Genomic DNA, 25,756 nt, shown 5'->3' with positions numbered 1-25,756 from the left:
CGCCATGCAGACACCGCAGCCACCCCGCCTGGGCGGGCATATTCTTGTCGACCAACTCGCCGCGCACGGGGTGAAACACGTGTTCTGCGTGCCCGGCGAAAGCTACCTGGCCGTGCTGGACGGCCTGCACGATGCCAAAATCGACGTCACCGTCTGCCGCCAGGAAGGCGGTGCGGCGATGATGGCCGATGCCCATGGCAAGCTGACCGGCGAACCGGGTATCTGCATGGTGACCCGCGGCCCCGGCGCTTCCAATGCGCTGGCCGGCATCCATATCGCCATGCAGGACTCGACGCCGCTGATCCTTTTCGTCGGCCAGATCGAACGCGGCATGCGCGAACGCGAAGCCTTCCAGGAAATGGACTATCGCGCGGTGTTCGGCACCCAGGCCAAGTGGGTGACCGAGATCGACCAGGTGGAACGGATACCCGAACTCATTTCGCGCGCCTTTCACGTGGCGACGTCCGGACGCCCCGGCCCGGTGGTGATCGCGCTGCCGGAGGACATGCTGGTCGAGACCGCGGAAGTCGCCGACGCGCCGCGCTACGAGGTGATCGACAGCGCGCCCACGCCCGCGCAACTGGGCGAACTGGAAGCCCTGTTGAAATCCGCGCGGGCGCCCATCGCGATCCTGGGCGGTGCGCGCTGGGACGCCGACGCGGTCGCCCGCTTCGCCGATTTCGCCACGCGCTTCCAATTGCCGGTGGCGGTGTCCTTCCGCCGGCAGATGCTGTTCCCCGCCGACCATCCCTGCTATGCCGGCGACGTCGGCATCGGCCTGAACCCCGCGCTGCTCAAGCGCGTGCAGGATGCCGACCTGGTCCTGCTGGTGGGCGGCCGCATGTCGGAAATGCCCAGCCAGTCGTACACGCTGTTCGACATTCCCGTGCCGAAACAGAAGCTGGTGCACGTCCACCCCGATGCCGGCGAACTGAATCGCGTCTATCGCGCCACGCTGGCGATCAACGCATCGCCCATCCCCTTCACGCAGGCGCTGGCGGACCTGCGGCCCGCGAGCGGCGCCGGCTGGCCGCGGGATGTGGAGGCCGCCCACCAGGCCTATCTGTCCTGGAGCGATCCCAGCGCGATCACGACGGCCGGCGCGCTGCAGATGGGCCAGGTCATGCAGACGCTGCGCGAAACCCTGCCGCCCGACGCCATCATGACCAACGGCGCCGGCAACTACGCCACCTGGCTGCATCGCTTCCATCGCTTCCAGCGCTACGGCACCCAGCTGGCGCCGACCTCCGGTTCCATGGGCTACGGCCTGCCGGCCGCCGTCGGCGCGAAGCGCGTGTATCGCGACCGCACGGTCGTGTGCCTGGCCGGTGACGGCTGCTTCATGATGCACGGCCAGGAGTTCGCGACGGCGGTGCAATACGACTTGCCTATCCTGGTCCTGATCATCGACAACGGCATGTACGGCACCATCCGCATGCACCAGGAACGCCATTACCCCGGCCGCGTTTCCGCGACCGCTCTGCGCAATCCGGATTTCGCCGCCTACGCGCAGGCTTTCGGCGGCTACGGCGAGCGCGTCGAATCCACCGAACAGTTCGCGCCCGCGCTGCGGCGCGCCCTGGACAGCGGCAAGCCCGCCATCCTGCATTGCCTGCTCGATCCGGAAGTGATCACGCCGACCACCACGCTGGAAAAAATCCGCGACGCGGCGCTGAAGGCAAAACACTGAGCCGCGATAGTCCCGCCGCGGCGCGCTGCGTGAACCCACGCGGCGCGCGCGCGACGCCAGACGCCAGACGCAAAACGCAAAGCGCCAGACACCAACGAACCACCATCAAGCACCAAGCGAGACCGAGGAGTACGCCATGTCATCCAATCCTTCCTTCCACTGGCAAGACCCGCTGCTGCTGGACAGCCAGCTCACCGACGACGAACGCATGGTCCGCGAAGCCGCCGCCGCATACGCGCAGGACAAGCTGATGCCGCGCGTGCTGGAGGCCTTCCGCCACGAGCACACCGATCCCGCCATCTTCCGCGAAATGGGCGAACTGGGCCTGCTCGGACCGACCATCCCGACCGAATACGGCGGCGCCGGCCTGAACTACGTCTGCTACGGCCTGATCGCCCGCGAAGTGGAACGCGTGGATTCGGGCTACCGCTCCATGATGAGCGTGCAGTCCTCGCTGGTCATGGTGCCGATCAACGAATTCGGCAGCGACGAACAAAAGCAGAAATACCTGCCCAAGCTGGCCAGCGGCGAATGGATAGGCTGCTTCGGCCTGACCGAACCCAACCATGGGTCCGACCCGGGCAGCATGGAAACCCGCGCGGTCAAGACCAGCGACGGCTACAAGGTGTCGGGCAGCAAGATGTGGATCAGCAACTCGCCCATCGCCGACGTCTTCGTCGTCTGGGCCAAGGTCGTCGGCGGCGATGACGACGGCAAGATCCGCGGCTTCATCCTGGACAAGGGCATGAAGGGCCTGTCGGCGCCCGCCATCCACGGCAAGGTCGGCCTGCGCGCGTCCATCACCGGCGAAATCGTCATGGACGAAGTCGAGATCCCGGCCACGCAGATGCTGCCCAAGGTCAGCGGCCTGAAGGGCCCCTTCACCTGCCTGAATTCGGCGCGCTACGGCATCGCCTGGGGCGCCCTGGGCGCGGCCGAGTTCTGCTGGCACACGGCGCGCCAGTACACCATGGACCGCAAGCAATTCGGCCGTCCGCTGGCCGCCAACCAGTTGATCCAGAAAAAGCTGGCCGACATGCAGACCGAGATTACGCTGGGCCTGCAAGGCTGCCTGCGCCTGGGCCGCATGAAGGACGAAGGCACCGCGGCGGTGGAAATTACGTCGATCATGAAACGCAATTCCTGCGGCAAGGCCCTGGATATCGCCCGCCTGGCGCGTGACATGATGGGCGGCAACGGCATCTCCGACGAGTTCGGCGTCGCGCGCCACCTCGTCAATCTGGAGGTCGTGAACACCTACGAAGGCACGCATGACGTGCATGCCTTGATACTGGGCCGGGCGCAGACCGGCATCCAGGCGTTCTGCTAAGCGTCATACGCATGGCGCCCCGGTGACGCCGCCGGGCTACGCGCAGGGGGCGAGGGTCATACACCCTCGCCCCTTTTTCATTTTCTCAACGCGCAATTTGTCACACGAAGTTGCTCCTTCGTCTCAGTCGAATTCCTGAAGAATTAAGTCCAAGCCGCGCAAGCGTCGAGACAACGCAAACGATCAGGAATGCGCACATGAACGGTCTCCCCGCCCCCTCCCCGACTTGTGACCAGCGCCTCGGCCATGGCGGGAGACACCAGCAGCCGCGCCTTCGCGCGCGCGCCTCGAGACGCGGATCCCGCGACTCCCTCGCACCGTTATCCAGCAGCTTATGAACGCGACCCGCGTTTGCCGTTCCGAACGGCAAAACGTGGTCGGCAACGTTGAATCGCACCTTTGCCGGCGTAAGAACTTCCTGACGCCGCGAAGGCCGAAGCCTGCTTTCCCACACGGACGAAGGATAAGTCTATGCAGCGATCACCATGCGTTCCCATCGACTGGCGAACCCACGCACGGCCCGCGGGCCGGCGTGCGCCGATCGATTTCCCGCTGGCGCGCTATGCCTTGCTGCTGGGGTCGATATGCGCGGGCACACTTGCGTCGGCGACTGCCTCCGCCCAGCAAACCGCATCGGGTGGCAGCCAGGTGCAGATCACCGCGCCCAACTGCACGGTGCAGAACTGCTTTTCGGCGACCGGCGCCGGCTCGGTCCTGTTTTCCAATCCGCCCACGCAGATCAATGTCGCCCCGGTCAACGCGTTCAGTACGACGATAGGCGTCAGCGCGACGACCGGCGGCACCGTGCGGCTGGGTAACGGCGGCGCCATCGCCGGCACCACCGCCCTGCTCTCGGACAACGGCACCATCACGGTCACCGGTCCGCTCACCCTGACCCAGGACCGCCAGGGCAGCAACGCGCTATTCGTCAATGCCAGGAATGGCGGAACCATCACGCTCAATGGCCCGACCACATTCCAGGGCGTCTATCTCTCGAACGCGCTGGTCGCGCAGGGCGCGGGTTCGACCATCACCGTCAACGGTCCCGTCACCGCAACGGGGCTGAACAATTCGCCGAATTTCGCCTTCGCCCTCAACGGCGGCCACGTCAGCCTGAACGGCGGCGGCACCCTCACGTTGACCGGGACCAACTCGTCGCTGTCCATCCTGCAGGCGGCCAACCAGGTCGACACCACGCCCACCATCGTGGATGCGACAGGCATCACCGCCAATACGACCGGCAACAACGTGAATGCGTGGGGCGCCCGCGCCGTGGGCGCGGGCACCATCAACATCACCAACAGCAGCTTCACGATCGGCGGCGTCGCGTCCGGGAACCTGCCCGCCGGCATCATGCTGCAGGACGCCAACAACCAGGCCCTGGCCGGCACCGTCAATCTCGACAACTCGCACTTCCAGACCAGTTCCACGGCGGGCCCGGTGGTGCAGTACAACGGGACGACAGGTTCGCAGGTCAACCTGACCAACAACTCGAGCCTGACCGCCTTCAACGGCAGGTCGGGCACCATGGTCAACGTGTCTTCCGGGACGACGAACGCCGGCGCGGGCGCCAACGTGGCACTGCACGCCACCGACTCGACCCTGACCGGGCAGGTGTTCGTTCAAGCCCCCGCGACGACGAATCCCAATCATCTGGCGATGACGCTGGACGGCAACTCCACATGGGCGGGCGACCTGAACGTCGGCGCCGCATCGAGCGCGTCGCAGACCGTGGGCGGCACCGCCGTGTGGACCGGCACGACGCTGGCCGGTGCGGGCGTCGACGTGTCCATGCAGGACGCGGGACGATGGACCGTAACCGCGCAACCGACGGGCCTGGACAATCTGTCCTTCAACGGCGGCACCGTCCAGGCCGGCGTGAGCAACCTGGTCTTGTCCAGTCCCATCACGGTGGGCGCCGGCGGCGGCAGCATCGATACGCAGCGCTTCGCCATGTCCCTGTCGGCCCCCCTGTCCGGCACGGGCACGCTGAGCAAACTCGGCTCCGGCACCCTGACGCAGACCGGCAACAACGGCGCGTTCGGCGGCGGCACCACCGTGAACGCCGGCACCCTGCTGGTCAACGGCACGCTGGGCGGCACGATGAATGTCGCATCCGGCGGCGCGCTCGGGGGCACCGGCACGGTCGCCGGCGAGGCCACCGTCGCGAACGGCGGCGCCTTGCTGGGCAGGCAGGGCCAGGTGTTGAACTTCGCCGGCAACCTGACCCTGGCCAGCGGGTCGAATGTGAACGTCTCGCTCGGCGCTCCGGAAACCAACGGCTTGTTCAACGTCGCGGGCAATCTCACGCTCGATGGCCAGGTCAATGTCACCGATCTCGGCGGCTTCAGCCCGGGCCTCTATCGCCTGTTCGACTACAGCGGCAGCCTGACGAACAACGGCATCGACGTCGGCACCTTGCCGGCCGGGATCGACGCCGCGTCGATCACCGTACAGACCGCGCCCGGCCAGGTGAATCTGGTCAACACGACGGGCGTCGACCTGGACTTCTGGGACGGCGGCAACACCCAGGACCACAACAACAACGTCGTCAACGGCGGCAACGGCGTCTGGAACGTGTCGAACGCCAACTGGACCGAAGCCGATGGCGCGCTGAACGGCCGCTGGACCAACGACCACTTCGCGGTGTTCATGGGGCAGCCCGGCACCGTCACGGTGGAAGGCAACGGTCAGGTCGCCGTGGCCGGCATGCAGTTCGCGGTCGACGGCTATCGCGTCGAAGGCGGCGCCATCACCCTGAATCGTCCGGAGACCATCATCCGCACCGGCGCGGGCGGCCCCGGCAACGTCACCGCCACCATCGCGTCGGAACTGACCGGCGCCGGCGGTCTGGTGAAGACCGACACCGGCACGCTCATCCTGAGCGGCAACAATACCTACCAGGGCGGCACGGTGATACGCGAAGGCACGCTGCAGCTCGGCGAAGGCGGCACCAGCGGCTCGATCGCCGGCGGCGTCACCAACAACGGCACGCTGTCCTTCAATCGGTCGGATACCCTGACGTTCGACGGCGTCATCCAGGGAACTGGCACGCTGACGCAGGCCGGACCGGGCACTACGGTGCTGACCGCCGCGAACACCTATACGGGCGACACGCTCGTCAAAGCCGGCACATTGGCGGTGAACGGCTCCATCGCGTCGCCGACGACGGTAGCGCCCGGCGCCACGCTGGGCGGCACCGGCACCATCAGCGGCAACGTCGACAACTACGGCGTCATCGCGCCCGGCAACGGCGGATCGCCGGGAACGCTGACCGTCGCCGGCAACTACACGGGCCATGGCGGCGTCTTCCAGGTGAACAGCGTGCTGGGAGACAGTGCCTCGCCGGCCGGCCGCCTGGTCGTCAGCGGCGGCGAAGCGAGCGGCAGCACCAGCGTCAATGTCGTCAACCAGGGCGGCGGCGGCGCGCGCACCACGGGCCTGGGGATCCCGATCGTGTCGGTGGCCAACGGCGGCACCACCACTAGCAATGCGTTTTCCCTATCCGCGCCGGTGGCGGCGGGCCCTTACGAGTACCAGCTGTACCGCGGTTCCGAATTCGGTGCCACCGGAGACGATGGCAACGGCTGGTACCTGTCCTCGGTCACGCCGCCTTCGACCGATACGCCGACGGGTTCCAATCCGCTCTATCGCCCGGAAGCGCCGGTGTTCGGCGCGGCGGCCGGCGTGGCCCGCGAGCTGAGCCTGGCCATGATAGGCACGTATCACGACCGTGTCGGCGATGCATCGCTGATGGGCGCGTCGTCGACGACGGGCGGCGACGCCCTGTCCGATGGCGACAATGGCAGCCTCGGCAATAAGGGCGCCTGGGGCCGCTGGATAGGCGTGTCGCAGCGGCGCGGCTACGGCGGCGAGTTGAATGCACGGACCAATTCGAACATCAACGGCCTGCAGGTGGGCACGGATGTCTACCGGCGTGCGCCCCAGGCCCCCGGCGATTCGGAAGACAGGATAGGCACCTTCTTCACCTACGGCCACACCGACACCGAAGTCCATGGCTTCGCGCTGGGCCAGCAGAACTACGACTCCGGCAACATCAACCTCGACAGCTACTCGATCGGCGCCAACTGGACGCGCGTGGGCGCATCGGGCTGGTACCTGGACGGCGTTCTGATGGGGACCCGCTACGACGGCAAGCTGCGGTCGAATCGCGACGTCGGCGCGCCCATACAGGGATACGGCGCCACGGCGTCGCTCGAAGCCGGTTATCCGATCCGGCTCACGCACAACATCACGCTCGAACCGCAAGCACAGCTGATCTGGCAGTACGTCGATCTGGACAGCACGAAGGACGATTTCTCGTCGGTCGGCTTCAATTCCACCAGCGCCTTCGCCGCGCGTGCGGGCGCCAGGCTGACCAGCACGTTCTAGGTCGGCCGGACCGTCGTCACGCCGTCCCTGACCACGAACATCTGGCAGGAATTCAATCCCAAGGACAAGACCGATTTCTCCGGCACGACCTTGTCGTCCGGCGGGCAGGACACCACCGCATTCGAGGTCGTCGGCGGGCTGTCGGCGAAGGTGGCGAAAAACGTCGGGATCTGGACGTCGGTTTCCTACCTGACCGGTATCGCCGGCCCCAGCCAGAACGCCTGGAGAGGCAACGTGGGCGTACGCATCACCTGGTAGTCCCGAGCCCGCTCACCAGTACGTGACGGGACGCATTGCCTGATTCTTGATCGTCGATTTTTCTTACGCTCCTGCGCTATCACCAGCCTGGAGTCAACATGCGACAGCGAAGGGAGTAATCATGGCTATCTCCGTCACAACCTGGCTAGCGGGCGACGTCATTCCGCTCACGGCCACCAAACTACTGCTGGGCGTGGCCACCGACGGTCCGGGAAGCGTGGCGTTCGCGCAGACCGGCACCGTCACGCTTACCGGCTTTCCCACGGGCAGGATCAATATCGAACAGGGCCCGGCCGGCGATTATTATGCGACAGTTACCGGCGTCGGCGTGCCGGTGGGCACGTCCGACGGGGAGACGGTGGACATCACGGTCACCCCCTACGACACCACCGGCGCCCCCGGTACCCCGTTCCCGCAGACCCTGACCTGCAAGGAGTACAGCACAGACTCCGGGACGAAAACCATCACCAACGGCAACTTCGTCCTGACGCCGGCGGACGAGAATACGAACGGCAAGTATTGGCTCGTATCCATGGAAGCGCGCGCCATAGGCGGCGCCACACCGAGCCCGCTGGCAGGCGCGATGGTCAGATTCATACCGCGCGTCACCCGCGACCTCAGGTTCTGGACCGATACCACCCCTGCCGCGGACGCCGCCACGCTGCAACATGCCAACGGCTACTTCGTCAAGACGGATATCAACGGCGTCGCCGCCCTGCGCGTCACCACGCTGGGCGGCACGCTGAACCAACAGGCCTCGTTCGACGTCGTCATGACCGGCATCGAGGAGAACAAGCGGGCCGACGGCTATCTCGCCAACGGCAACGACGACGCCGACGAAGACGGATTGTGGATTCCCCCGTCGGCGGGGGTGGACAACAGCGGCAACATCGAGATCCCGGAATACGGCCAGACGTTCAGCCTGGACGTGTCCGTGAATGGCGAAACCGGGCAGGGAACGCAGAATTTCGTGCGGTACGTGGTGATGAACAATACGGCGGTCTTTCCCTACGACCAGGACAACGACGGCGTCCTGCCGATCGACTATTCCATCCTGAACCAGAGCAACGCGCCCAATTCGAACTTCTTCACCTACGTCCGGATTTCGGACGCCAACACCAAATGCAGCGGCCCCTGGAACTGCGGCGTGGACGGCACGCGCGTCAATCTGCCCAACCCGGACCCGCAGGACGGCCAGCGCGTTGCGCCAGCGCTGCGCGTCATTCCAGACCCGGGCCTGGACCGGACCATAGGCATCAGCACGCTCAAGTACTACAACGGGCTGCGGCTGGAGCTCAACAATTTCAGCACCAGCCTGTTGCCGGGCTACAGCACCGGCGCGCTGTCGATCGTATTCAATTGCTATATGAACGGCTACGACCAGGACGGGAACGACAGGCCGCCCATGGTCTACAACAGCGTTCGTGACGCCGCCCTGTACGACCTCGTTCCCACGATCAGCGATGTAGGCGGCGTGATCACATTTTCCGACCTCTACGTGGAGCTCTCGAAAGGCGCTGCCAGCAATTGGGGGAGAAATCCGTTCGATGGCGGCGACAAGAAGAAGGTCGGATTCGAGTACATCATCACTCAGGGCGCCAACACGTGGTACAGCGTCTACTCGTCGACCAACAGCTGGTATTTCATCTCCACCGGAAACTGGTAATTCCGCGGGCATTCAACCCACGTGACGCCTGAACGGGCAGCCGCCGCGGGAAACCGCGGCCCGATCGGCGCCGGCATTCCAATCGGCATGCGGAAATCGATGCGCAATGCATGTGATTTCCGCCCGCCCATGCGCTCGTCAAGGAATTCCAGATGAAAATCGAATTGCTGCAGCCCACTGAAGATCAGATCCTTACTGATGGGCTCGTCCTGTCCATCGCTGTGTGTGTCCGGGATGATAGGAATACCGCCGTGCCGCGGGCCGCGGTGACCTGGCTGATAGATGGCCACGAACATCGGTGGGAGCAGGCGGCAACGTCCACGGACAAGACAGGAGTCGCGCGCAATACGGTCGTATTGTCCGAGATGTCTGGCATCGGACGCGGCACGGTATCGGTCCGGACCACCGACAATCACGTCCACCCGATTGGATCGTTCCTGGTCGTTTCCCAAGGCGCGGGCGCAGCCGGTGCGGTGCTTTTCCGTCCCACTGCCGGCAGGCTACCCGCGCGCCCGCCGGTCATCACGAACATCACCGCTCGCTCGGCCTCGAATCCCGCCACCAAGGCTGCCGGAAATACCCTGACGATTGAGTATCCAGGTAGCGGTGTGAAGCTTCGTTGGGGCGTGCCCCAATATGCCTGGGCGCAATACCTGGATAGCGCCGGCAAACCGCTTGCGGGACAAGCGTTGATACCCACCGGCGACGGCGCCGTCTACATAGATCCCAAAGATCCGGTGCCAGTCACCGATCAGAACGGCTGGGCCGTTGTCAAGATCCAGGTTACGCCCTCTCTGGGGGACAACCCGCCGTTCGTGGCCCAGGACGCGGGCGGCACGCTCTATCTGCAAGCCCAAGGCAATACAAGTGACCGTGGGCAGGCCGCCATTACCTTTTCGACAACCATGGAAGGGCGCGGCTATATCACCGCGACACCGGCGGCTGAACGGACGCAGGGCTCCTGGTGGGCCGTCAAGATAAGCTATCGGTATGCCGATGGGACGCCTATCCCACATAGATACCTGACCTGGTACAACCTGGCGGACCCTTCGGGTACGTCCCATCCAGTTTCATTTTCGTGGGGTCCGTCGAATCCACCCTCTCCATCTATCTCGCAACGGAGCTATTCGGTAACGGACCAGAACGGCGAGGACACGCTTTATATCCTGACGGATAGCGGCTACGGCCACGATATCGATATATCTCTGCTCATCACGTGCCCGAACCTCGTAGACGCCTCGGACGACGCCACGCAAATCGGCCCTCTGGCGGTGGCGTCGCGCCTCCGGTCCGCAAGTATCTGGCCGCGCCTCCAAGGTTCACTTAATGGAACTCTTGGCGCCAATGCCACCCCCGTCGCCCTCACATTCCAGACGAAAGCACCGGTTCCAGATGGCACCGCCATCACATGGACCTCGCTCGACCCACGAGCTACCCTCACGCATGCATCGACCCTGCTGCAAAACGGCATGGCGGTCAATTGGGTCACGGGAAAGGCCGTCGATGACCTGTACGACGCGACAGTGTATGCACAAGTCAATTACCCCCCAGGCTCTTCGGAACAGGCATACTTCACCATAAGATTCTTGAAGCCCGGGTCGAGCCTGCCGGCCAACCCGCAGATTCTCGCTCCGTCACAGGATCGGCTGTCCTCCGACGAGTGGTACACCTTCACGCTGCGGTATGCAGGGGGGCCGACCGGGCAGCCTGTAGATTGGTATGCGGAAGCGTCTCTTCCATCGACCGTAATTGAATTCCACCCCCCTTATCCAGGCACGTTGAATGCCGGAGGCACGTGCTCGGTGCAAATGCGCGCCCACAGCATCAGCCCCGACCGCGCATCGATCACGGCGCGGACCTTCAATCCCGATTCAGGCGTGGTCTTTGCTCAATCGATCCACACGATCTCTCCTCCGCAGCAAACAAATCCTCCCAATCAAATCGTCATCGGAGCCATCACCCCCCCTCCCGTTCTATATGTGCCATCTCCTGTGTCGGCCACGTACACCAAAGACGGCAAGCCGGTATCGGGCGCCGACATCCAGTGGGCCGCGTCGCCGCCGAACACCGCCGCGTTCTCGCCCAACCTGTCGCAGACCAACAGCCAGGGCATCGCATCGACCACGATGACGGCATACGGTCCGAACCAGGCCACCAGCCTGACCATCGTCGCCAGTTCCTATGACGACACCACGCAGGAAACCGTCGCCGGCAGCCTGGACGTACAGGTCGGCGCCGCGTCCACGCCGCCGGCCGATTCCGCCGCCTGGCTGGACCTGGTTTCCCTGGAAGGCGACACGCTCTACGGCCTGACCTGGCATGTGCTGCAGGTCAGCTATCTGTACGACGACGGCCAGCCCGTGACCGGCAAGCGCCAGATCGACTGGTCCACCGTGAACGGCAGCGGCGCGGAACTCCAGGAAACGTCCACCTGGACCGACGAAAACGGCGTGGCCACCAACATGATCCACGGCCCCGGCACCTTCCACGGCGATCTGGTCCATGCCATCGTGCGCGTCAGCACCGCCAACCCGCAGACCAGCCAGCCCGACTCCGCGACGGTATCGATCATCCTGACCGCGAACGACGTCGAGCCGGTGTCCAAGACCATGACGATCACGGTCGACGGCACCCAGCCCATCAACAGCGGCTATGCCTGCCCGATCAGCGTCAAGTACACCCAGGCCGACCTGATCACGCCCATGGTCAACGCCCCCGTCACCTGGGCCGTCTATCCCTATGTGGAAGACAGCGCCGACCCGCCCTACGAACTGAGCTTCGGCGAACTCAATCCCACCTATACCGGCGACGACGGCGTGGCCCACAACACGATCAGCTACAACGGCACCCAGGACCTGCCGAACGCCATCCTGGTCGCCAGCTGCTTCAATCCTGTCAGCGGCCAGACCGATTTCGCCACGACCCGCCTCAGCTTCGATTACGTGTCGCCGTTGACCGGCATCATGATTTCCCGGCCTTGGGCGACGAATCCCGCGTCGGGCAATGTCATTCCATCCATTCCCTGCCAGGTGGTGACGGCCAGGATGAATCTGGCCAGCGGCGAAGGCGATGCCCAGGTCAAGATGATGACGGAGCCCGGCCAGCTCAATGGCGTCCAGGTCTACACCACCAACGGCGTCCAGGTCCAGCCCGTGGATGGCGCGTTTACCGTCATGAGCCAGAACGGCGCGGTCGAGGTCCTGGTCGGCGCCCGCTTTCCGACCTTCTTCACCCTGCAGGCCTATTACCCGGTCGATGCGCCGCAGCCGCTGTGCGACACCGACCTGTGGCTGTCGACGCTGGGCGGCAAGTATTCGGACTCCCGGTTCCCGCTGACCATCGAAAACCTGGATATGTCCGCGACGCCGCCGCTGCTGACCATGCCGGACAAATCGACCTGGCCCGACCCGTCGTTCACCGTCAGTCTGGCGGCCAGCGGGCAACAACTCGACCCGGACGCGCCCCTGGCGATCCTGTTGAATTACCGTGTCGCCTATACCGGCAAGGTCGCCGATATCCAGGCGCCGAATAGCATCGACATCGCGTATGCCATGCTGCAGCCCACCGGCAATACGATCGCCTATTTTGTCGGCACCAGCGTCGCCGTGACCCAGCGCGGCAACCTGACTTTCGATGCGCAGGGCCAGGCCCAGACCTATCCCTGGACCGGCAGCATTTCGCCGATCCTGTCGATGCCGGCCCTGGTCCCCCCGCTGCAACGCGTCACGGCGGTGGACATCATCAACGGACTGAACGTCAGGATACTGCCGTCATCGACACAGTCCGGCTGGAAGTACCAGGCAGGCGACCAGATCACCGTGTACTTCTACCTGTCCGGCAAATACCCCTTGCCCGACGTGGCGTCGAACTATTGCCCGAGCATCACCCAGCCCGCGCGCAACATCGCCACCCTGCGGTACACGGTACAGCCCGGCGACGAACTGACCATGGGACAGCCGCAGGTGCTCGGTCCGATGGCGCAGGCGCTGCTGGCCGGCTATGGCGGATCGGGCACGCTGCAACTGAACTTCTCGGTCCAGCGTGGCAGCACCACGTATTGGTCGAAGGCAGGCAGCACGATAGGCATGGACACCGCGACGATCGATCCATCCTTGTAGATCCTGTTAGCGCGGCGCGGCCCCGACGGCCGCCCGCCTGGCACGGTCGCCGCATTGCGCGCAGGTAGCGATTCTCCGCCCATATGGCCTGGGCTATCGAGGATTCCAGATGAAGACCGACTTGCTGCAGCCTGGTGAAGCCCGCTCTAGCGCGGCGAACTCGCTGACCATCCTGTATCCCGGCAGCGGCGTGAAGCTGGCCTGGGGTGTACCGCAATATGCGTGGGCGCAATACCTGGACGGCGCGGGCCAACCGTTGGCGGGGCAGACGCTGATACCCACCGGCGATGGCTCCGTCTATATCGACCGCGGCGATCCCAAGCCGGTGACCGACGCGTATGGGTGGGCCGCCATCAAGATCCAGGTGATTCCCCCCCTGGCCTACAACCCGCCATTCACGGCGCAGGACGCGACCGGCAATCTCCATCTGCAGGCCCAGGCCACCCCGGGCGACCAAACCCAGGCGCCCATCGCCTTTTCCACGACCATGGGCGGTCGCGGCTACCTCAGCGCCACGCCGGCGACCGGGCGGACGCAAGGGTATTGGTGGGCGGTGAAGGTCAGCTACCGCAATCCGGACGGCACGCCCGTGGCCCATAAAAAGCTGGTGTGGGAGAACATCAGCGGCACGTTCGGCACCGTCTATCCGGTTTCATATTCCCCGATGCCGCTGAATCCGCCCGGCGACTTCTCGTCGCTGATCGCCTGGTCCTATACGGACCAGAACGGGGAATGCACGCTCTACATCCTCACGCAAAGCGGATATAGCCGATCCATCGGCATAGGGCTGCAGATATCGTCCACCAACGAACTGAACCCGCCGGCCGACTCGATCCAGATCGGGCCGCTGGGGGTGGACCCGCGCCCCTATGCCGCGGCCGTCTGGCCGAACCTTTCCGGCAACTCCGGAATCGTCCGTCCGGGCACCCAGGTGGCCCTGACGCTCACCTCGAAAAAGCCGATTCCGGACGGCACAAACGTCACCTGGAAATCCCTGGACAAGCGGGCCACGCTCGCCTATCCGTCCACCCAGATCCAGAACGGGACCACCGTGAACTGGGCGACCGGCAAGGACGTGGACACCTTGTACAACGCCACGGTGCTTGCGGAGTCGATGTATCCGCCCGGCGTCCCGGAGCAGGGCTATTTCACCTTGACCTTCGGATACAGCACGCCTTCCGTCGACCGGTACGTCCAGCCCAATGCAAGCCAGCCGCTGTCTTCCGGCGATTGGCACACCTTCACCTTCAACTATGCGAGCGGCGGGTGGGCGACGGGACATGCCGTGCGGTGGTCGGCCAATCCGGCCGAAAACATCGAGTTCAAACCGCCCTATCCCGGCACCCTGAGCGCGAGCGGAACCTCTTCCGTCGACCTGCGCGCGGTGGGTGTGACGGCAGATACCCGCATCGCCATCCAGGCCGAGATCTACAACCCGCTCTGGGGCGAATACGACAGCGCCGGCTCCACCTACACGTTCCTGGCGCAGGCGGAGACCGGTGGCGAGATCGTCGTCGGGACGATCACGCCGGCGCCCGTGATGTATGCGCCCTCCACGGTGTCGGCCACCTACACCATGGGCGGCAAGCCGGTATCGGGCGCCGACATCCAGTGGGCCGCGACGCCGCCGAACACCGCCGCGTTCTCGCCGAACCTGTCGCAGACCAACAGCCAGGGCATCGCATCGACCACGATGACGGCATACGGTCCCAACCACGCCACCAGCCTGACCATCGTCGCCAGTTCCTATGACGACACCACGCAGGAAACCGTCGCCGGCAGCCTGGACGTACAGGTCGCCGCCGCGTCCACGCCGCCCGCCGATTCCGCCGCCTGGCTGGACCTGGTTTCCCTGGAAGGCGACACGCTCTACGGCCTGACCTGGCATGTGCTGCAGGTCAGCTATCTGTACGACGACGGCCAGCCCGTGACCGGCAAGCGCCAGATCGACTGGTCCACCGTGAACGGCAGCGGCGCGGAACTCCGGGAAGCATCCACCTGGACCGACGACGACGGCGTGGCGACCAATCTTATTCGTGGGCCCGGCTCGTTCCAGGGCGATCTGGTCCAGGCCATCGTGCGCGTCAGCACCGCCAACCCGCAGACCAGCCAGCCCGACTCCGCCACGTTGTCGCTGATCCTGACCGCCAACGACGTCGAACCGGTATCCAAGGTCATGCGGATCACGGTCGATGGCCCCCAGCCCATCAGCAACGGCTACGCCTGCCCGATCAACGTCAAGTACACGCAGGCCGACCTGACCACGCCCATGGTCAACGCGCCCATCACCTGGGCCGTCTATCCCTATGTCGAGGACGACGCCGACCCGCCCTATGCGCTGAGCTTCGGGCTTCCCAATCCCACCTATACCGGCAACGACGGCGTGGCCGTCAACACAATCAGCTATGAAGGCATCCGGGACCTGCCGGATGTCACCCTGGTCGCCAGCTGCTTCAATCCCGTCACCGGCCAGACCGACTTCGCCACCACCCGGATCAGCTTCGTTTATGCGTCGCCATTGACCGGCATCATGATCTCCCGCCCCTGGGCGAACAATCCCGGATCCGGCAACGTTCTTCCATCCGTCCCATGCCAGGTGGTGACGGCGGGGATGACCCTGGACAGCGACGAGGGTGACGGCCAGATCAGGTTGCAGACCGTCCCCGCCCAGCTCAACGGCGTCCAGCTCTACACCAGCGATGGGACCCAGATCCAGGCCGTGAACGGCGCTTATACGGTCACGACCCGGGATCGCTCCGTCGAGGTCCTGGTCGGCGCCCGCTTTCCGACCTTCTTCAACCTGCAGGCCTATTACCCGGTCGACGCGCAGCAGCCGCTGTGCGACACCGATCTGTGGCTGTCCACGCTGGGCGGCAAGTATGCCGACGGCCGGTACCCGCTGACTATCGAAAACCTGGATATGTCCACGACGCCGCCGCTGCTGACCATGCCGGACGAATCGAGCTGGCCCGACCCGTCGTTCACCGTCAGCCTGCCGGCCAATGGCAATAGCAATGGCAATGGCCAACAGCTCGATCCGGACGCGCCCCTGGTGATCATATTGAATTACCGCGTCGCCTATACCGGCAAGGTCGCCGATGCCCAGGCCCCCGACAGCATCGACATCGCCTATGCGATGCTGCAGCCCACCGGCAACACGATCGCCTATTTCGTCGGCACCGGCATCGCCGTGACCCAGCGCGGGACCCTAGTTTTCGACGCGCGGGGCCAGGCCCAGACCGATCCCTGGACCGGCGGGATTTCGCCGACGCTGCCGGCGCCTGCCCCGGTGCCCAGCCTGCAAGGCGTCACGGCGGCCGACGTCGTCAACGGCCTGGCGGTGAGGATACTGCCCGGATCGACACAGTCCGGCTGGAAGTATCAGGCTGGCGACCGGATCACCGTGTACTTCTATCTGAGCGGCACGTATCCCTTGCCCGATACCGAGGGTTGTCCGAGCATCGCGCAACCGGCGCGGAACGTCGCCACGCTGCGGTACACGCTGCAGGCGGGCGATGACTTGACGACCGGGCAGGCCCAGCTGCTCGGCCCGATCGCGCAGGCCTTGCTGGCCGGCTACGGCGCCCCGGGCACGCTGCGGATGAACTTCGCGGTCCGGCGTGGCGGCACGGCGTACTGGTCGCAGGCAAGCGCCACGATCGGCATCGACACCGCGACGATCGATCCCCCTTCGTCATCGCTGTCGTGATCCTCGTCGCAACGGCGCTCGAGCGGATGAAACATCGATTCAAACCACACTGAGAAGGACACCATGGCCCTGTACATACCCTATATCGCGGTCGACAAATATGTGGCGACGCCTTACGACCCCGGCACCAACCAGCAGAACGTCCTGCCTGACGCCACGGCGTATTATCGATTGGGCATACAAGTGCACAACGCCGACGGATCGTTGCCCCAGGGCGCGGTTCCGGTGTACCTGGGCGACGACCAGAACCGTAACCGCGTCCAGTACTGGAAGAGTGACAAGCAGACCAACATCACGCAGACCGTTCTGGATGGAGGGTCCATCATGTCGGATGCCCAAGGCCATCTGACGGTCTATATCGCGGTCACCAACTTCCACTACCCGTCGTATCCCGGCTGCATATTCAACGTCTACGCCAGCCCGACACCCGATCCGGTCGACTATGGCGTCAATCAGACGTTGACGTGCTGTTATTACACCCAGGACGCCGCGTCCAAGGTCATGGACCCGGACCTCGAGCCGCTGGTGCTTTCGGTTGACGGGCACGGGCAGGTCACGATACCGGCCTGGAATAGTTTCGACTATGCCTTGAGCATTTTGCTGGAAAGCCCGGATCCGAACGTGAGCTCCGACGCGAAGCTTTCCATCGTGGTCAATGGCAAGCGCGTGGACAACAGCAGCTACACATACCAATCCTTGTTCACTGGCGTAAACATCCCCTATAGCCTGATGATCCCGGGCAACAACTGCATCGTCTACATGACCGACGACGGCACCCCGAGGTTATCGAAACCGTGGCCGTTCACCATCGTCGGCGTGCCCCTGCTGATGCCGAACCCCAACATACAGAACCGCTACGGCCTGCCCTGGTGGTTCGGCGCCCCACCGGGCAAGCCGCCCAAGAAAGAACCCCTTGGGCTGAGCGACATGCAAGACAGCGACGACGGGCCCGGTTTCGACGTCGTGCTGGCCTTCGCCTCCGACGTCAAGCCAGGCGACGTCTACAGCGTTCTCATCTACATGAACGGCTACACCGCGTCCGGCGAACCGCAAACCCGAATGCTGGGAGACGGAAGTCCGTTGCCGAACGGCGTGGGTGGGGACAATCTGCTCACGATCATCGCGCCGCCGAACGTCCAACCCGGAGACACGATGTCGGTGGCTTCACCGATCGCCACCGTGGAAGGATTCGGCGCGAAAGATGCGGCCGACCCCGGCTTTCTGTTCGTGAATTTTCAAGTCAACGGACAGGACTGGTCCGCCCCCTATGTAGGCAATAAACGGCCAGTAAAGATCAACTTCGCGGAAGGCACCTGATGGCGGCGAGAACCGCCGCCGAACTTCCGATGCTTGAGGAACAGCCATGTCCGAGATCATTTACTTCCGCGCCGACAAACAGCTCGCCGCGCCGTCCGGCCTGCAGGCGTTTTCGTCTGACCCTGCCGATCCGCACGATCCGCGGAAGACCATCACGATCACGATCCAGGTGCTCGGCGACGGGACGGCGGGAGACTCGCTGCCCCTGGCCGTCGGCAGCGGCGAAGCACGCGACGCGATCCTTTATTTCGATGCGGACTTCCTGCCGATACCGGTGGACGAACAATCGTTCATCCACGTGGCCACGCGGAAGGACGGCGGATTGAGCATCTATGTTTGCGCGCCGCAGAGCATCCTGTGCACCCTGCTGGCCAAGATCGACCAACCCGGCCAGAACTTTCGCTCATTGGAACTGCTCTTCTTCGATTACCAGCTGACGCCCGCGGAAGGGCTTCTGGCGCCCAGCCTCTCGCGCGCCAATGGCCAGCTGAAGATACCGCCCTGGAGCAGCTTCGATTACGCGGCCAACGCCAATACGCCGCTGCCGCCCGCCGTCTACGAGGCCGCGGCCATCGTGTGCAATCAAACCTATGCGCATATCGGCGACCCCAACATCATTTCCAACGACTTCCGCGTGCCCTATGGGGTGATGCTGCCGCAGGGCAAGCAGAACACCGTGGCGTATGTTTTGAAAGCGGGCAGCAATACGATCTGCTCCCCCGTCGTCAACTTCATCGCGGTAGGGCAAGGCCTGGTCATGCCCGATCCCGAAAAATATGCGACCTACCCTGCGCCCGAATGGGAAGGCGGCACCTCGCGCCAGCTCAATACCTACGATATCTACCCCGATCTCGTACTGAACATCACCCTGGTTGACGATGTGCGGGAGGGCGACCTTTACGAGGTCAATATCTACCTGAACGGCTACGACAAGAACGGCGTGCCCATGCCGCCGGCGCCTGTCCAGGTCTATACGCTGCGGGCGTCCAGGGACGCGCGCGCGGGCCAGCAGTTACCTTGCGCGATCAGCCAGGACAAATTGCTCGGGTACCGGCGGAAGGATGCGAGCAATTGGGGCTATATGTGGGCGGACTGCCAGATCACCAGCGCGGCATGGTTATACGCATCCGGGTGGACCCGCCCCTGGGGGCCGATAAAGATCGATTTTTTCTAACCCGGCTTCCTTGCGCAGTCAGGGTCCGTTTCGGGATTTCGGACCTGCCGGCGCGTACCCCACGCCGCGCACCAGGAACCGCCAATAGCGCGGTCCGGCGCCGGTGTCGATCACCGCGACGCCGCCGACGTTCACGCGCGCCTGGCGCACGCATGCGGGATCGCGCGCCATCCATACGGACGCGGTGCCGCGCGGCGGCAGCTCCAGCCACTCCCGTGGTGCGTAACCCTGCGCGACGGGCACGCCGGTGATGGCCAGGCGGGTGCACAGGCCGACGAAGGCCTGCGATCCCAACAAGGCCATGCGGACCGGCGCGGGACGGGGATTGTCCACGCGCAACCAGACACCGGATCGATCGGCGGCAGCCGGATCGGATCGGTTGGGCAATGCGGGCGTATCCGCCGCGGGGGCATCGCGCTGCCCTGTCACGGTGATCCGCAACGGCTGTTCCAGCGCCGCGTCGCGCGGCCATTGCCGGTCGGCGCGCGCCTGGCCCGCCAGTACCTGCCGCGAGGTATCCGCGACGTAGGCCGCCCGGCCGCGCCATTCCGCCAGCGCATCTGTCTTGCACCCGCCGGCATTGGCGACGACGCGCACCGCCTGTTCCGCGGTCATCAGCACCGGCGGTACTTCGTCGCGCAGCGCCTCCAGCAGCGCCTTCGCCGACAGCTTCAGGCGCTGCCTGGCGACGGTTTCCAGTTCGTCCAGGCGGCGGGCTTCCCGGTCGCGGCCGCCATCGGGGCACAGGACGTCGACCTTGGACAGCATGTCCGAGGCCATGAGGGCCTGCCGCAGGGTGTAGTTTTCCTGCGCCGGCACCGGCGCGGCGAGCGCGGCCGACTCAGCGGATGCGGCGGGCGCGTTCGGCAGGACGTTTGGCACCGCGTCCGGTGCGGCATGCGCGCCCATGGCGCACGTCGCGAACCCCAGCGCGATTGCGGCCTTACCGATGCGCATGGAGCGCCCGGCCCTCAAGCGGAGGCGTCCTCACCCAGGTCGAACAGGCTGGTCGCGTCCAGTTCCAGCACCGCTTCGTCATGCTGGTTGTAGACGACCCACGCCCAGTTGATGATGCCCAGGTCGCTGCGCGACGACGAACTGCGCACGCCGTGCACGCGCGCCTCCAGCCGCAGCTGGTCGCCCGGACGCACGGGCACGCGCCAGCGCACTTCGCCCAGTCCAGGTGAGCCGAAGGATTCGGAATCGTGCAGGGCCGCGTCGACGGCCATGCGCATGGCCATGGCGCAGGTGTGCCAGCCGCTGGCGATCAAGCCGCCCCAGCGCCCTTCGTTGGCGCGTTGGACGTCGGTGTGGAACCACTGCGGATCGTACTTGCGGGCGAAATCCAGGATCTCGGCTTCGGTGACCTTGAGCGGGCCGGCGTGTATGACCATGCCCTGCTTGAACTCGGCGAACTTCATCTAGCGGCTTCCCCATGGCGACCGGGCCGGGACTGCGCCATGCCGCGCGCCCCGTGGGCGCCTGGGCGGGATCGTCCGGTCGCGGTCAGTACGTCTCGAAATGCAGCCGGCCTTGGCGGCACAAGGCCTGGTGCAGGATAGACCAATCCTGGCCGGCTTGCACGGCGGCATGTTCCAGGGCGTCCAGCACGCCGGTTTCCATGCCCTTGAGTCCGCAGACGTACACACAGGTCTTGTCATCGTTGAGCAGCGCCAGCACGTCGGCCGCCCGCTCGACGATCAGGTCCTGCACGTAGCGCTTGGGCTGGCCGGGTTCGCGCGACAGGGCCAGGTTGATGTCGATGAAGTCGGCGGGCAGCTTCATCAGCGGACCGAAATACGGCAGTTCGCGGCGCGTGCGGGCGCCGAAGAACAGCATCAGCTTGCCGTTTTCCTTGCCGTCCATGCGGCGGCGGCAGCGCTCCGTCATGGCGCGCATGGGGGCGGAGCCGGTGCCGGTGCAGATCATCAGCAGGTTGGCGCCGGCGCGGCCGGGCATCAGGAAGGTGTTGCCGAAGGGCCCGATGACGCGCACCGTGTCGTGCTTGGCCAGGTCGCACAGGTAGTTGGAACACAGGCCGTCGTGGCTGTTGCCGTCGCGGCCGGCGGCGACGCGCTTCACGGTCAGGGACAGGTTGTTGTAGCCGGGGCGCTCGCCATCGCGCGGGCTGGCGACGGAGTACTGGCGCGCGTGGTGCGGCCGGCCCCGCGCGTCCACCCCGGGCGGCAGGATGCCGATGGACTGGCCTTCCAGGACGGGGAAGGACGCTTCGCCGAAATCGAGGACGATGTGGCGCACGTCGCTGTCGGCATCGTCGCCGGTGACGCGGTAGTTGCCGACGACGGTCGCCACCACCGGTTCCTTGTGGGTGTACAGGTTGACGTAGGGATGGGCGGCGGACCAGGGCGGGACGGTGGCGCCGCGGTTGACGACGACGGCTGGCGACGCGGCGCCTTCCTCCATGAGGGGATTGTCCGGCGCGCCGGCCATGGCGGCACTGGCCATGGCGGCATTGGCCGACCCGGGCGCGGCGAGGGCCGGCGTGGCATCCGCGTCGGCGGACGCGCCGCCTTGGCCGGCCTCGGCCTGGGCTTCCGCCAGCAAGGCCTCGACCGGCTCCTGCGGCGGCAAGGCATCCCAACCGAACTGGGCGTCCACGCCGTAGGCCCGCGCGCGCGGAATGACGCGCCAGTTGTCGATGGAGCCGGTCGGACACGGCGGCACGCAGGCCATGCAGCCGTTGCAGACGTCCGGATTCACGACATAGTTGTTGCCATCGTGCGTAATGGCATCGATGGGGCAGGTTTCCTCGCAGGTGTTGCAGCGGATGCAGATCTCCGGATCGATCAGGTGCTGCTTCAGCAGGCTGGCGGGTAATGGCGCGTTCATCGTGGCACCCTGGATACGGCGGGCGGGCGGATCAATTGAAACGGATGTACTCGAAGTCCACGGGCTGGCGGTTCACGCCCATGACCGGCGGCGCGATCCAGTTGGCGAACTTGCCCGGCTCGGTGACACGGCCCATCAGCGACGCCACGAAGGCGCGGTCGTCCGCGGTGGGCAGCCAATGCGGCAGGCCCGCGCGCCATTGCGCGTCGTCCACCACCTGGCCTTCCGGCGTCACGTTGATGCCGGCCAGCGTGCCGATCTGACGGTTGAAGGCCTTGTGCGGCACGCTCAGGCGGAACGGCAGGCCGTTTTTTTCGATGACCTTGTTCCACCGCCCCACGCCGGCCATGGAATCGCGGATGAAGTCGTCGCGCAGCACTTCGTTCAAGGCGTTCAGCATGGGCACTTCCGTTTCGCCCAGCCTGCCGCCTTCCAACGACAGGATGCGATAGGTGTCGTTCTTGAGCTGATGGTCGTCCTTGCGCTTGCCCTCTTCGTAACGGCCCTTCAGGCCGGCGCTGTAGAAAATGGCGGCATTGGACGACTGGTCGGCGCCGAACAGGTCTATGGTGACGCTGTAGTGGAAATTCAGGTAGCGCTGGATGGTGGGCAGGTCGATGACGCCGGCCGCGCGTATCGAGGCGGGATCGTCGGTCTTCAGCTGGTTCATCACCTCGCAGGTGCGCTGGATGATGCGCGACACGCCGGATTCGCCCACGAACATGTGATGCGCTTCTTCGGTCAGCATGAACTTCGTCGTGCGGGCCAGCGGATCGAAGCCGGACTCCGCCAGCGCGCACAGCTGGAACTTGCCGTCGCGATCGGTGAAGTACGTGAACATGAAAAAGGAAAGCCAGTCCGGCGTCTTCTCGTTGAAGGCGCCCAGGATGCGCGGGTTGTCGGCGTCGCCGGACGTGCGCTGCAGCAGCGCGTCGGCTTCCTCGCGGCCGTCGCGGCCGAAGTAGCGATGCAGCAGGTAGACCATGGCCCACAGGTGGCGGCCTTCCTCGACGTTGATCTGGAACAGGTTGCGCAGGTCGTATTGCGACGGCGCGGTCAGGCCCAGGTGGCGCTGCTGTTCGATCGACGCGGGTTCGGTATCGCCCTGCGTGACGATGATGCGGCGCAGGTTGGCGCGATGCTCGCCGGGCACGTCCTGCCAGACCTCGCGGCCCAGGTTTTCGCCGAAGTGGATCCGGCGCTGGCCGTCCTGCGGCGCCAGGAAGATGCCCCAGCGGTAATCGGGCATTTTCACGTGGTCGAAATGGGCCCAGCCGTCCGGCTCCACGCTGACGGCGGTGCGCAGGTAGACGTCGTGGCTGTGCGAACCGTCGGGGCCCATGTCGCGCCACCATTGCAGGTAGTTGGGCTGCCAGTGTTCCAGCGCGCGCTGCAAGGCGCGGTCGCCGGACAGGTTGACGTTGTTGGGGATACGGTCGGAATAGTTCACGCCTGACATGTCGATGCTCCTAGACGCGGTTCCAGTCGAACTGGGCCTGTTCGCCTTTGCCATAAAGCTTGAGTGCGCCTTTTTCACCGGCGGCGTTGGGCCGGTTGAAGATCCAGTTCTGCCACGCGGTCAGGCGGCCGAAGATGCGGGTTTCCATGGTTTCGCGCGGACCGAAGCGCAGGTTGGCTTCCATGCCGGTCAGCGCATCGGGCGAGAGCGCGCCGCGTTCTTCCAGGGCCAGGCGCACTTCGTCGTCCCAGTCGATGGCGTCCGGGGCGAAGGTGGCCAGGCCCAGATCCAGCGCCTGCGGCGCGGCCAGCGGCTGGCCGGCCTGCGCGCGCACGGCCTCCAGCGGCGCCGCTTCGCCGTGGAAGCGGCGCTGCAAACGGCTTTCGCCGCTGACCATGGGATAGGCGCCGAAGTTGCGATCGCCGAGCACGAGCCGGGCGGGCGCGGCGGCGTCCTCGTCATCCAGCATGTAGATGCGATCCGCCGCCAGGGCCAGTTCCAGCAGCGTGCCGGCGAAGCAGGAGCCGGGCTCCACGAACGCGAACAAGGTGCGCGAGGTGACGTCGAGCCGCGCCAGCGTCCGGCGCAGCATGCCGGCCGTTTCGTTGACGAACCAGTGCGCCGCATGCGCCTGCAGGGCGGCATCGGCGGCCAGCACGGCTTGCGCGTCGCCCTGGGTGCGCAGCACCCAGGTGCCGATATCCAGTTCGTTTGCGCGCATCCACAGGATGGCGTCGTCCAGTTCGCGCGCCATTTGCAGCGGCCACCAGGCCGTCCCCTGCGCCAGGATGGCGTCCAGTCCGGCGGGCAGGTCGCCGTCGGGGGCGCGCACGGTCCAGTTGGCCAGGCGCCGCGCGCGGTCGATCTCGACGGACACGTAGCGGTAGGACAGGCCATCGGGCGCGTCGCGGCGCTCCAGCGGCGTCAGTGCGATGCCCTGGGCCTGCGCGGGACGGCTGCTGCCGGCGGCCAGGGCCAGGGCGCGTTCGCGCACGCCGGCCGCGAACTGCTGCGGCTTGATGACGTCGTCGACCAGGCGCCAGGCCTTGGCGCGTTCGCCGCGTACCCCTTCGACCAGGGTGCAGAAGATGTCGGCATGATCGTGCCGCACCCTGCGCTTGTCGATCACCCGGGTCAGGCCGCCGGTGCCGGGCAGCACGCCCAGCAGGGGCACTTCCGGCAAGGCAACCGCGGAAGAGCGGTCGTCCACCAGCAGGATTTCATCGCAGGCCAGGGCCAGCTCGTAGCCGCCGCCGGCGCAGGCGCCGTTGACCGCCGCGATGAACTTCAAGCCGCTGTGCCGGCTGGCGTCTTCCATGCCGTTGCGCGTCTCGTTGGTGAACTTGCAGAAGTTCACCTTCCAGGCATGCGAGGACAGGCCGAGCATGAAAATGTTGGCGCCCGAACAGAACACGCGGTCCTTCAGGCTGGTCACCACCACGGTGCGGACTTCGGGATGCTCGAACCGGATGCGCTGCAGGGCGTCGTGCAGTTCGATGTCGACGCCCAGGTCATAGGAATTCAGCTTGAGCTTGTAGCCGGGGCGCAGCCCGCCGTCTTCGGCGACGTCCATCGCCAGGGTGGCGATCGCGCCGTCCGTGGTCAGGCGCCAATGACGATAGCGGCTGGGATCGGTCCGGAAATCGACCGGGGGTACGGCATGGGTCATGAGGGTCTCCTGCACCGTTCGCATGCAAGATACTGCATGCGGTTTATTTTGATGCAGAATAGTGCAGCAAAGTGCAGGCGTCAAGCAGCACATGCAGAAAAATGCCTGTTGGCGCGTTTGCCCT

At 65.4% G+C, this 25,756-nt stretch carries 13 protein-coding genes and 1 pseudogene; 8 read left to right on the top strand and 6 right to left on the bottom strand.

Annotated features, from left to right (window positions below):
• The first annotated feature begins 4 nt into the window (after nt 1-4).
• The 4 genes and pseudogenes from CAL26_RS04495 (at nt 5) to CAL26_RS04480 (ending at nt 9,336) form a co-directional block, all read left to right on the top strand.
• Nucleotides 5-1,690 (top strand): thiamine pyrophosphate-binding protein, encoded by a 1,686-nt coding sequence (locus CAL26_RS04495; protein WP_094845684.1) that lies wholly within the window; start codon nt 5-7, stop codon nt 1,688-1,690.
• 136 nt (nt 1,691-1,826) lie between these two features.
• The gene (locus CAL26_RS04490; RefSeq protein ID WP_094845683.1) at nt 1,827-3,020 is read left to right on the top strand and encodes an acyl-CoA dehydrogenase; all 1,194 of its coding nucleotides are present in this window, start codon (nt 1,827-1,829) and stop codon (nt 3,018-3,020) included.
• Between the two features lie 471 nt (nt 3,021-3,491).
• Nucleotides 3,492-7,670: pseudogene (locus tag CAL26_RS28790) on the top strand (autotransporter outer membrane beta-barrel domain-containing protein).
• 121 nt (nt 7,671-7,791) lie between these two features.
• Nucleotides 7,792-9,336, top strand: a complete 1,545-nt coding sequence (locus CAL26_RS04480) for a hypothetical protein (protein WP_094845681.1) — start codon at nt 7,792-7,794, stop codon at nt 9,334-9,336.
• Here CAL26_RS04480 and CAL26_RS27985 read toward each other — a convergent pair.
• The gene (locus CAL26_RS27985; RefSeq protein WP_143277343.1) at nt 9,288-9,758 is read right to left on the bottom strand and encodes a hypothetical protein; all 471 of its coding nucleotides are present in this window, start codon (nt 9,756-9,758) and stop codon (nt 9,288-9,290) included. The genes CAL26_RS04480 and CAL26_RS27985 overlap by 49 nt on opposite strands.
• 1,569 nt (nt 9,759-11,327) lie before the next feature.
• Between CAL26_RS27985 and CAL26_RS04475 the strand changes: the two genes are divergently transcribed.
• The 4 genes from CAL26_RS04475 to CAL26_RS04460 all read left to right on the top strand — a co-directional run bounded on the left by CAL26_RS04475 (nt 11,328) and on the right by CAL26_RS04460 (nt 19,654).
• Nucleotides 11,328-13,454, top strand: a complete 2,127-nt coding sequence (locus CAL26_RS04475; RefSeq protein ID WP_094845680.1) for a hypothetical protein — start codon at nt 11,328-11,330, stop codon at nt 13,452-13,454.
• A 109-nt stretch (nt 13,455-13,563) separates the two neighbouring features.
• A complete protein-coding gene (locus tag CAL26_RS04470; protein ID WP_094845679.1) occupies nt 13,564-17,163 on the top strand; it encodes a hypothetical protein in 3,600 nt (1,199 codons plus the stop codon).
• A 63-nt stretch (nt 17,164-17,226) separates the two neighbouring features.
• Nucleotides 17,227-18,480: a hypothetical protein gene (locus CAL26_RS04465; protein WP_094845678.1), complete on the top strand. Its 1,254-nt coding sequence runs from the start codon at nt 17,227-17,229 to the stop codon at nt 18,478-18,480.
• Nucleotides 18,481-18,526: 46 nt separating this feature from the next.
• On the top strand, nt 18,527-19,654 hold the full coding sequence (locus tag CAL26_RS04460) for a hypothetical protein (protein WP_094845677.1): 1,128 nt from the start codon (nt 18,527-18,529) through the stop codon (nt 19,652-19,654).
• Nucleotides 19,655-19,672: 18 nt separating this feature from the next.
• Here CAL26_RS04460 and CAL26_RS04455 read toward each other — a convergent pair whose 3' ends face one another.
• The 5 genes from CAL26_RS04455 to boxC all read right to left on the bottom strand — a co-directional run bounded on the left by CAL26_RS04455 (nt 19,673) and on the right by boxC (nt 25,632).
• Entirely contained in the window at nt 19,673-20,611 is a 939-nt protein-coding gene (locus CAL26_RS04455) for a hypothetical protein (RefSeq protein WP_094845676.1), read from the bottom strand.
• A 14-nt stretch (nt 20,612-20,625) separates the two neighbouring features.
• Nucleotides 20,626-21,075, bottom strand: coding sequence for a MaoC family dehydratase (locus CAL26_RS04450; protein WP_094845675.1), 450 nt, complete (start codon nt 21,073-21,075; stop codon nt 20,626-20,628).
• Between the two features lie 85 nt (nt 21,076-21,160).
• A complete protein-coding gene (gene boxA / locus CAL26_RS04445; protein ID WP_094845674.1) occupies nt 21,161-22,504 on the bottom strand; it encodes a benzoyl-CoA 2,3-epoxidase subunit BoxA in 1,344 nt (447 codons plus the stop codon).
• Nucleotides 22,505-22,535: 31 nt separating this feature from the next.
• Nucleotides 22,536-23,963 (bottom strand): benzoyl-CoA 2,3-epoxidase subunit BoxB, encoded by a 1,428-nt coding sequence (boxB, locus tag CAL26_RS04440; RefSeq protein WP_094845673.1) that lies wholly within the window; start codon nt 23,961-23,963, stop codon nt 22,536-22,538.
• A gap of 10 nt (nt 23,964-23,973) precedes the next feature.
• Entirely contained in the window at nt 23,974-25,632 is a 1,659-nt protein-coding gene (gene boxC / locus CAL26_RS04435) for a 2,3-epoxybenzoyl-CoA dihydrolase (RefSeq protein ID WP_094845672.1), read from the bottom strand.
• Nucleotides 25,633-25,756: the final 124 nt, after the last annotated feature.

The organism is Bordetella genomosp. 9, from assembly GCF_002261425.1.
In the GTDB taxonomy this organism is placed as follows: Bacteria; Pseudomonadota; Gammaproteobacteria; order Burkholderiales; family Burkholderiaceae_B; genus Bordetella_C.
Note: the sequence above shows the minus strand (reverse complement) of the source record. Positions and strands in the feature narration are given on the sequence as shown.

Bases quoted from the DNA above. Each gene is read 5' to 3' on its own strand.
- CAL26_RS04495 (WP_094845684.1), top strand. From the start codon at position 5: ATGCAGACACCGCAGCCACCCCGCCTGGGCGGGCATATTCTTGTCGAC.
- CAL26_RS04490 (WP_094845683.1), top strand. From the start codon at position 1,827: ATGTCATCCAATCCTTCCTTCCACTGGCAAGACCCGCTGCTGCTGGAC.
- CAL26_RS04480 (WP_094845681.1), top strand. From the start codon at position 7,792: ATGGCTATCTCCGTCACAACCTGGCTAGCGGGCGACGTCATTCCGCTC.
- CAL26_RS04470 (WP_094845679.1), top strand. From the start codon at position 13,564: ATGAAGACCGACTTGCTGCAGCCTGGTGAAGCCCGCTCTAGCGCGGCG.
- CAL26_RS04465 (WP_094845678.1), top strand. From the start codon at position 17,227: ATGGCCCTGTACATACCCTATATCGCGGTCGACAAATATGTGGCGACG.
- CAL26_RS04460 (WP_094845677.1), top strand. From the start codon at position 18,527: ATGTCCGAGATCATTTACTTCCGCGCCGACAAACAGCTCGCCGCGCCG.
- CAL26_RS04455 (WP_094845676.1), bottom strand. From the start codon at position 20,611: ATGCGCATCGGTAAGGCCGCAATCGCGCTGGGGTTCGCGACGTGCGCC.
- CAL26_RS04450 (WP_094845675.1), bottom strand. From the start codon at position 21,075: ATGAAGTTCGCCGAGTTCAAGCAGGGCATGGTCATACACGCCGGCCCG.
- boxA (WP_094845674.1), bottom strand. From the start codon at position 22,504: ATGAACGCGCCATTACCCGCCAGCCTGCTGAAGCAGCACCTGATCGAT.
- boxB (WP_094845673.1), bottom strand. From the start codon at position 23,963: ATGTCAGGCGTGAACTATTCCGACCGTATCCCCAACAACGTCAACCTG.
- boxC (WP_094845672.1), bottom strand. From the start codon at position 25,632: ATGACCCATGCCGTACCCCCGGTCGATTTCCGGACCGATCCCAGCCGC.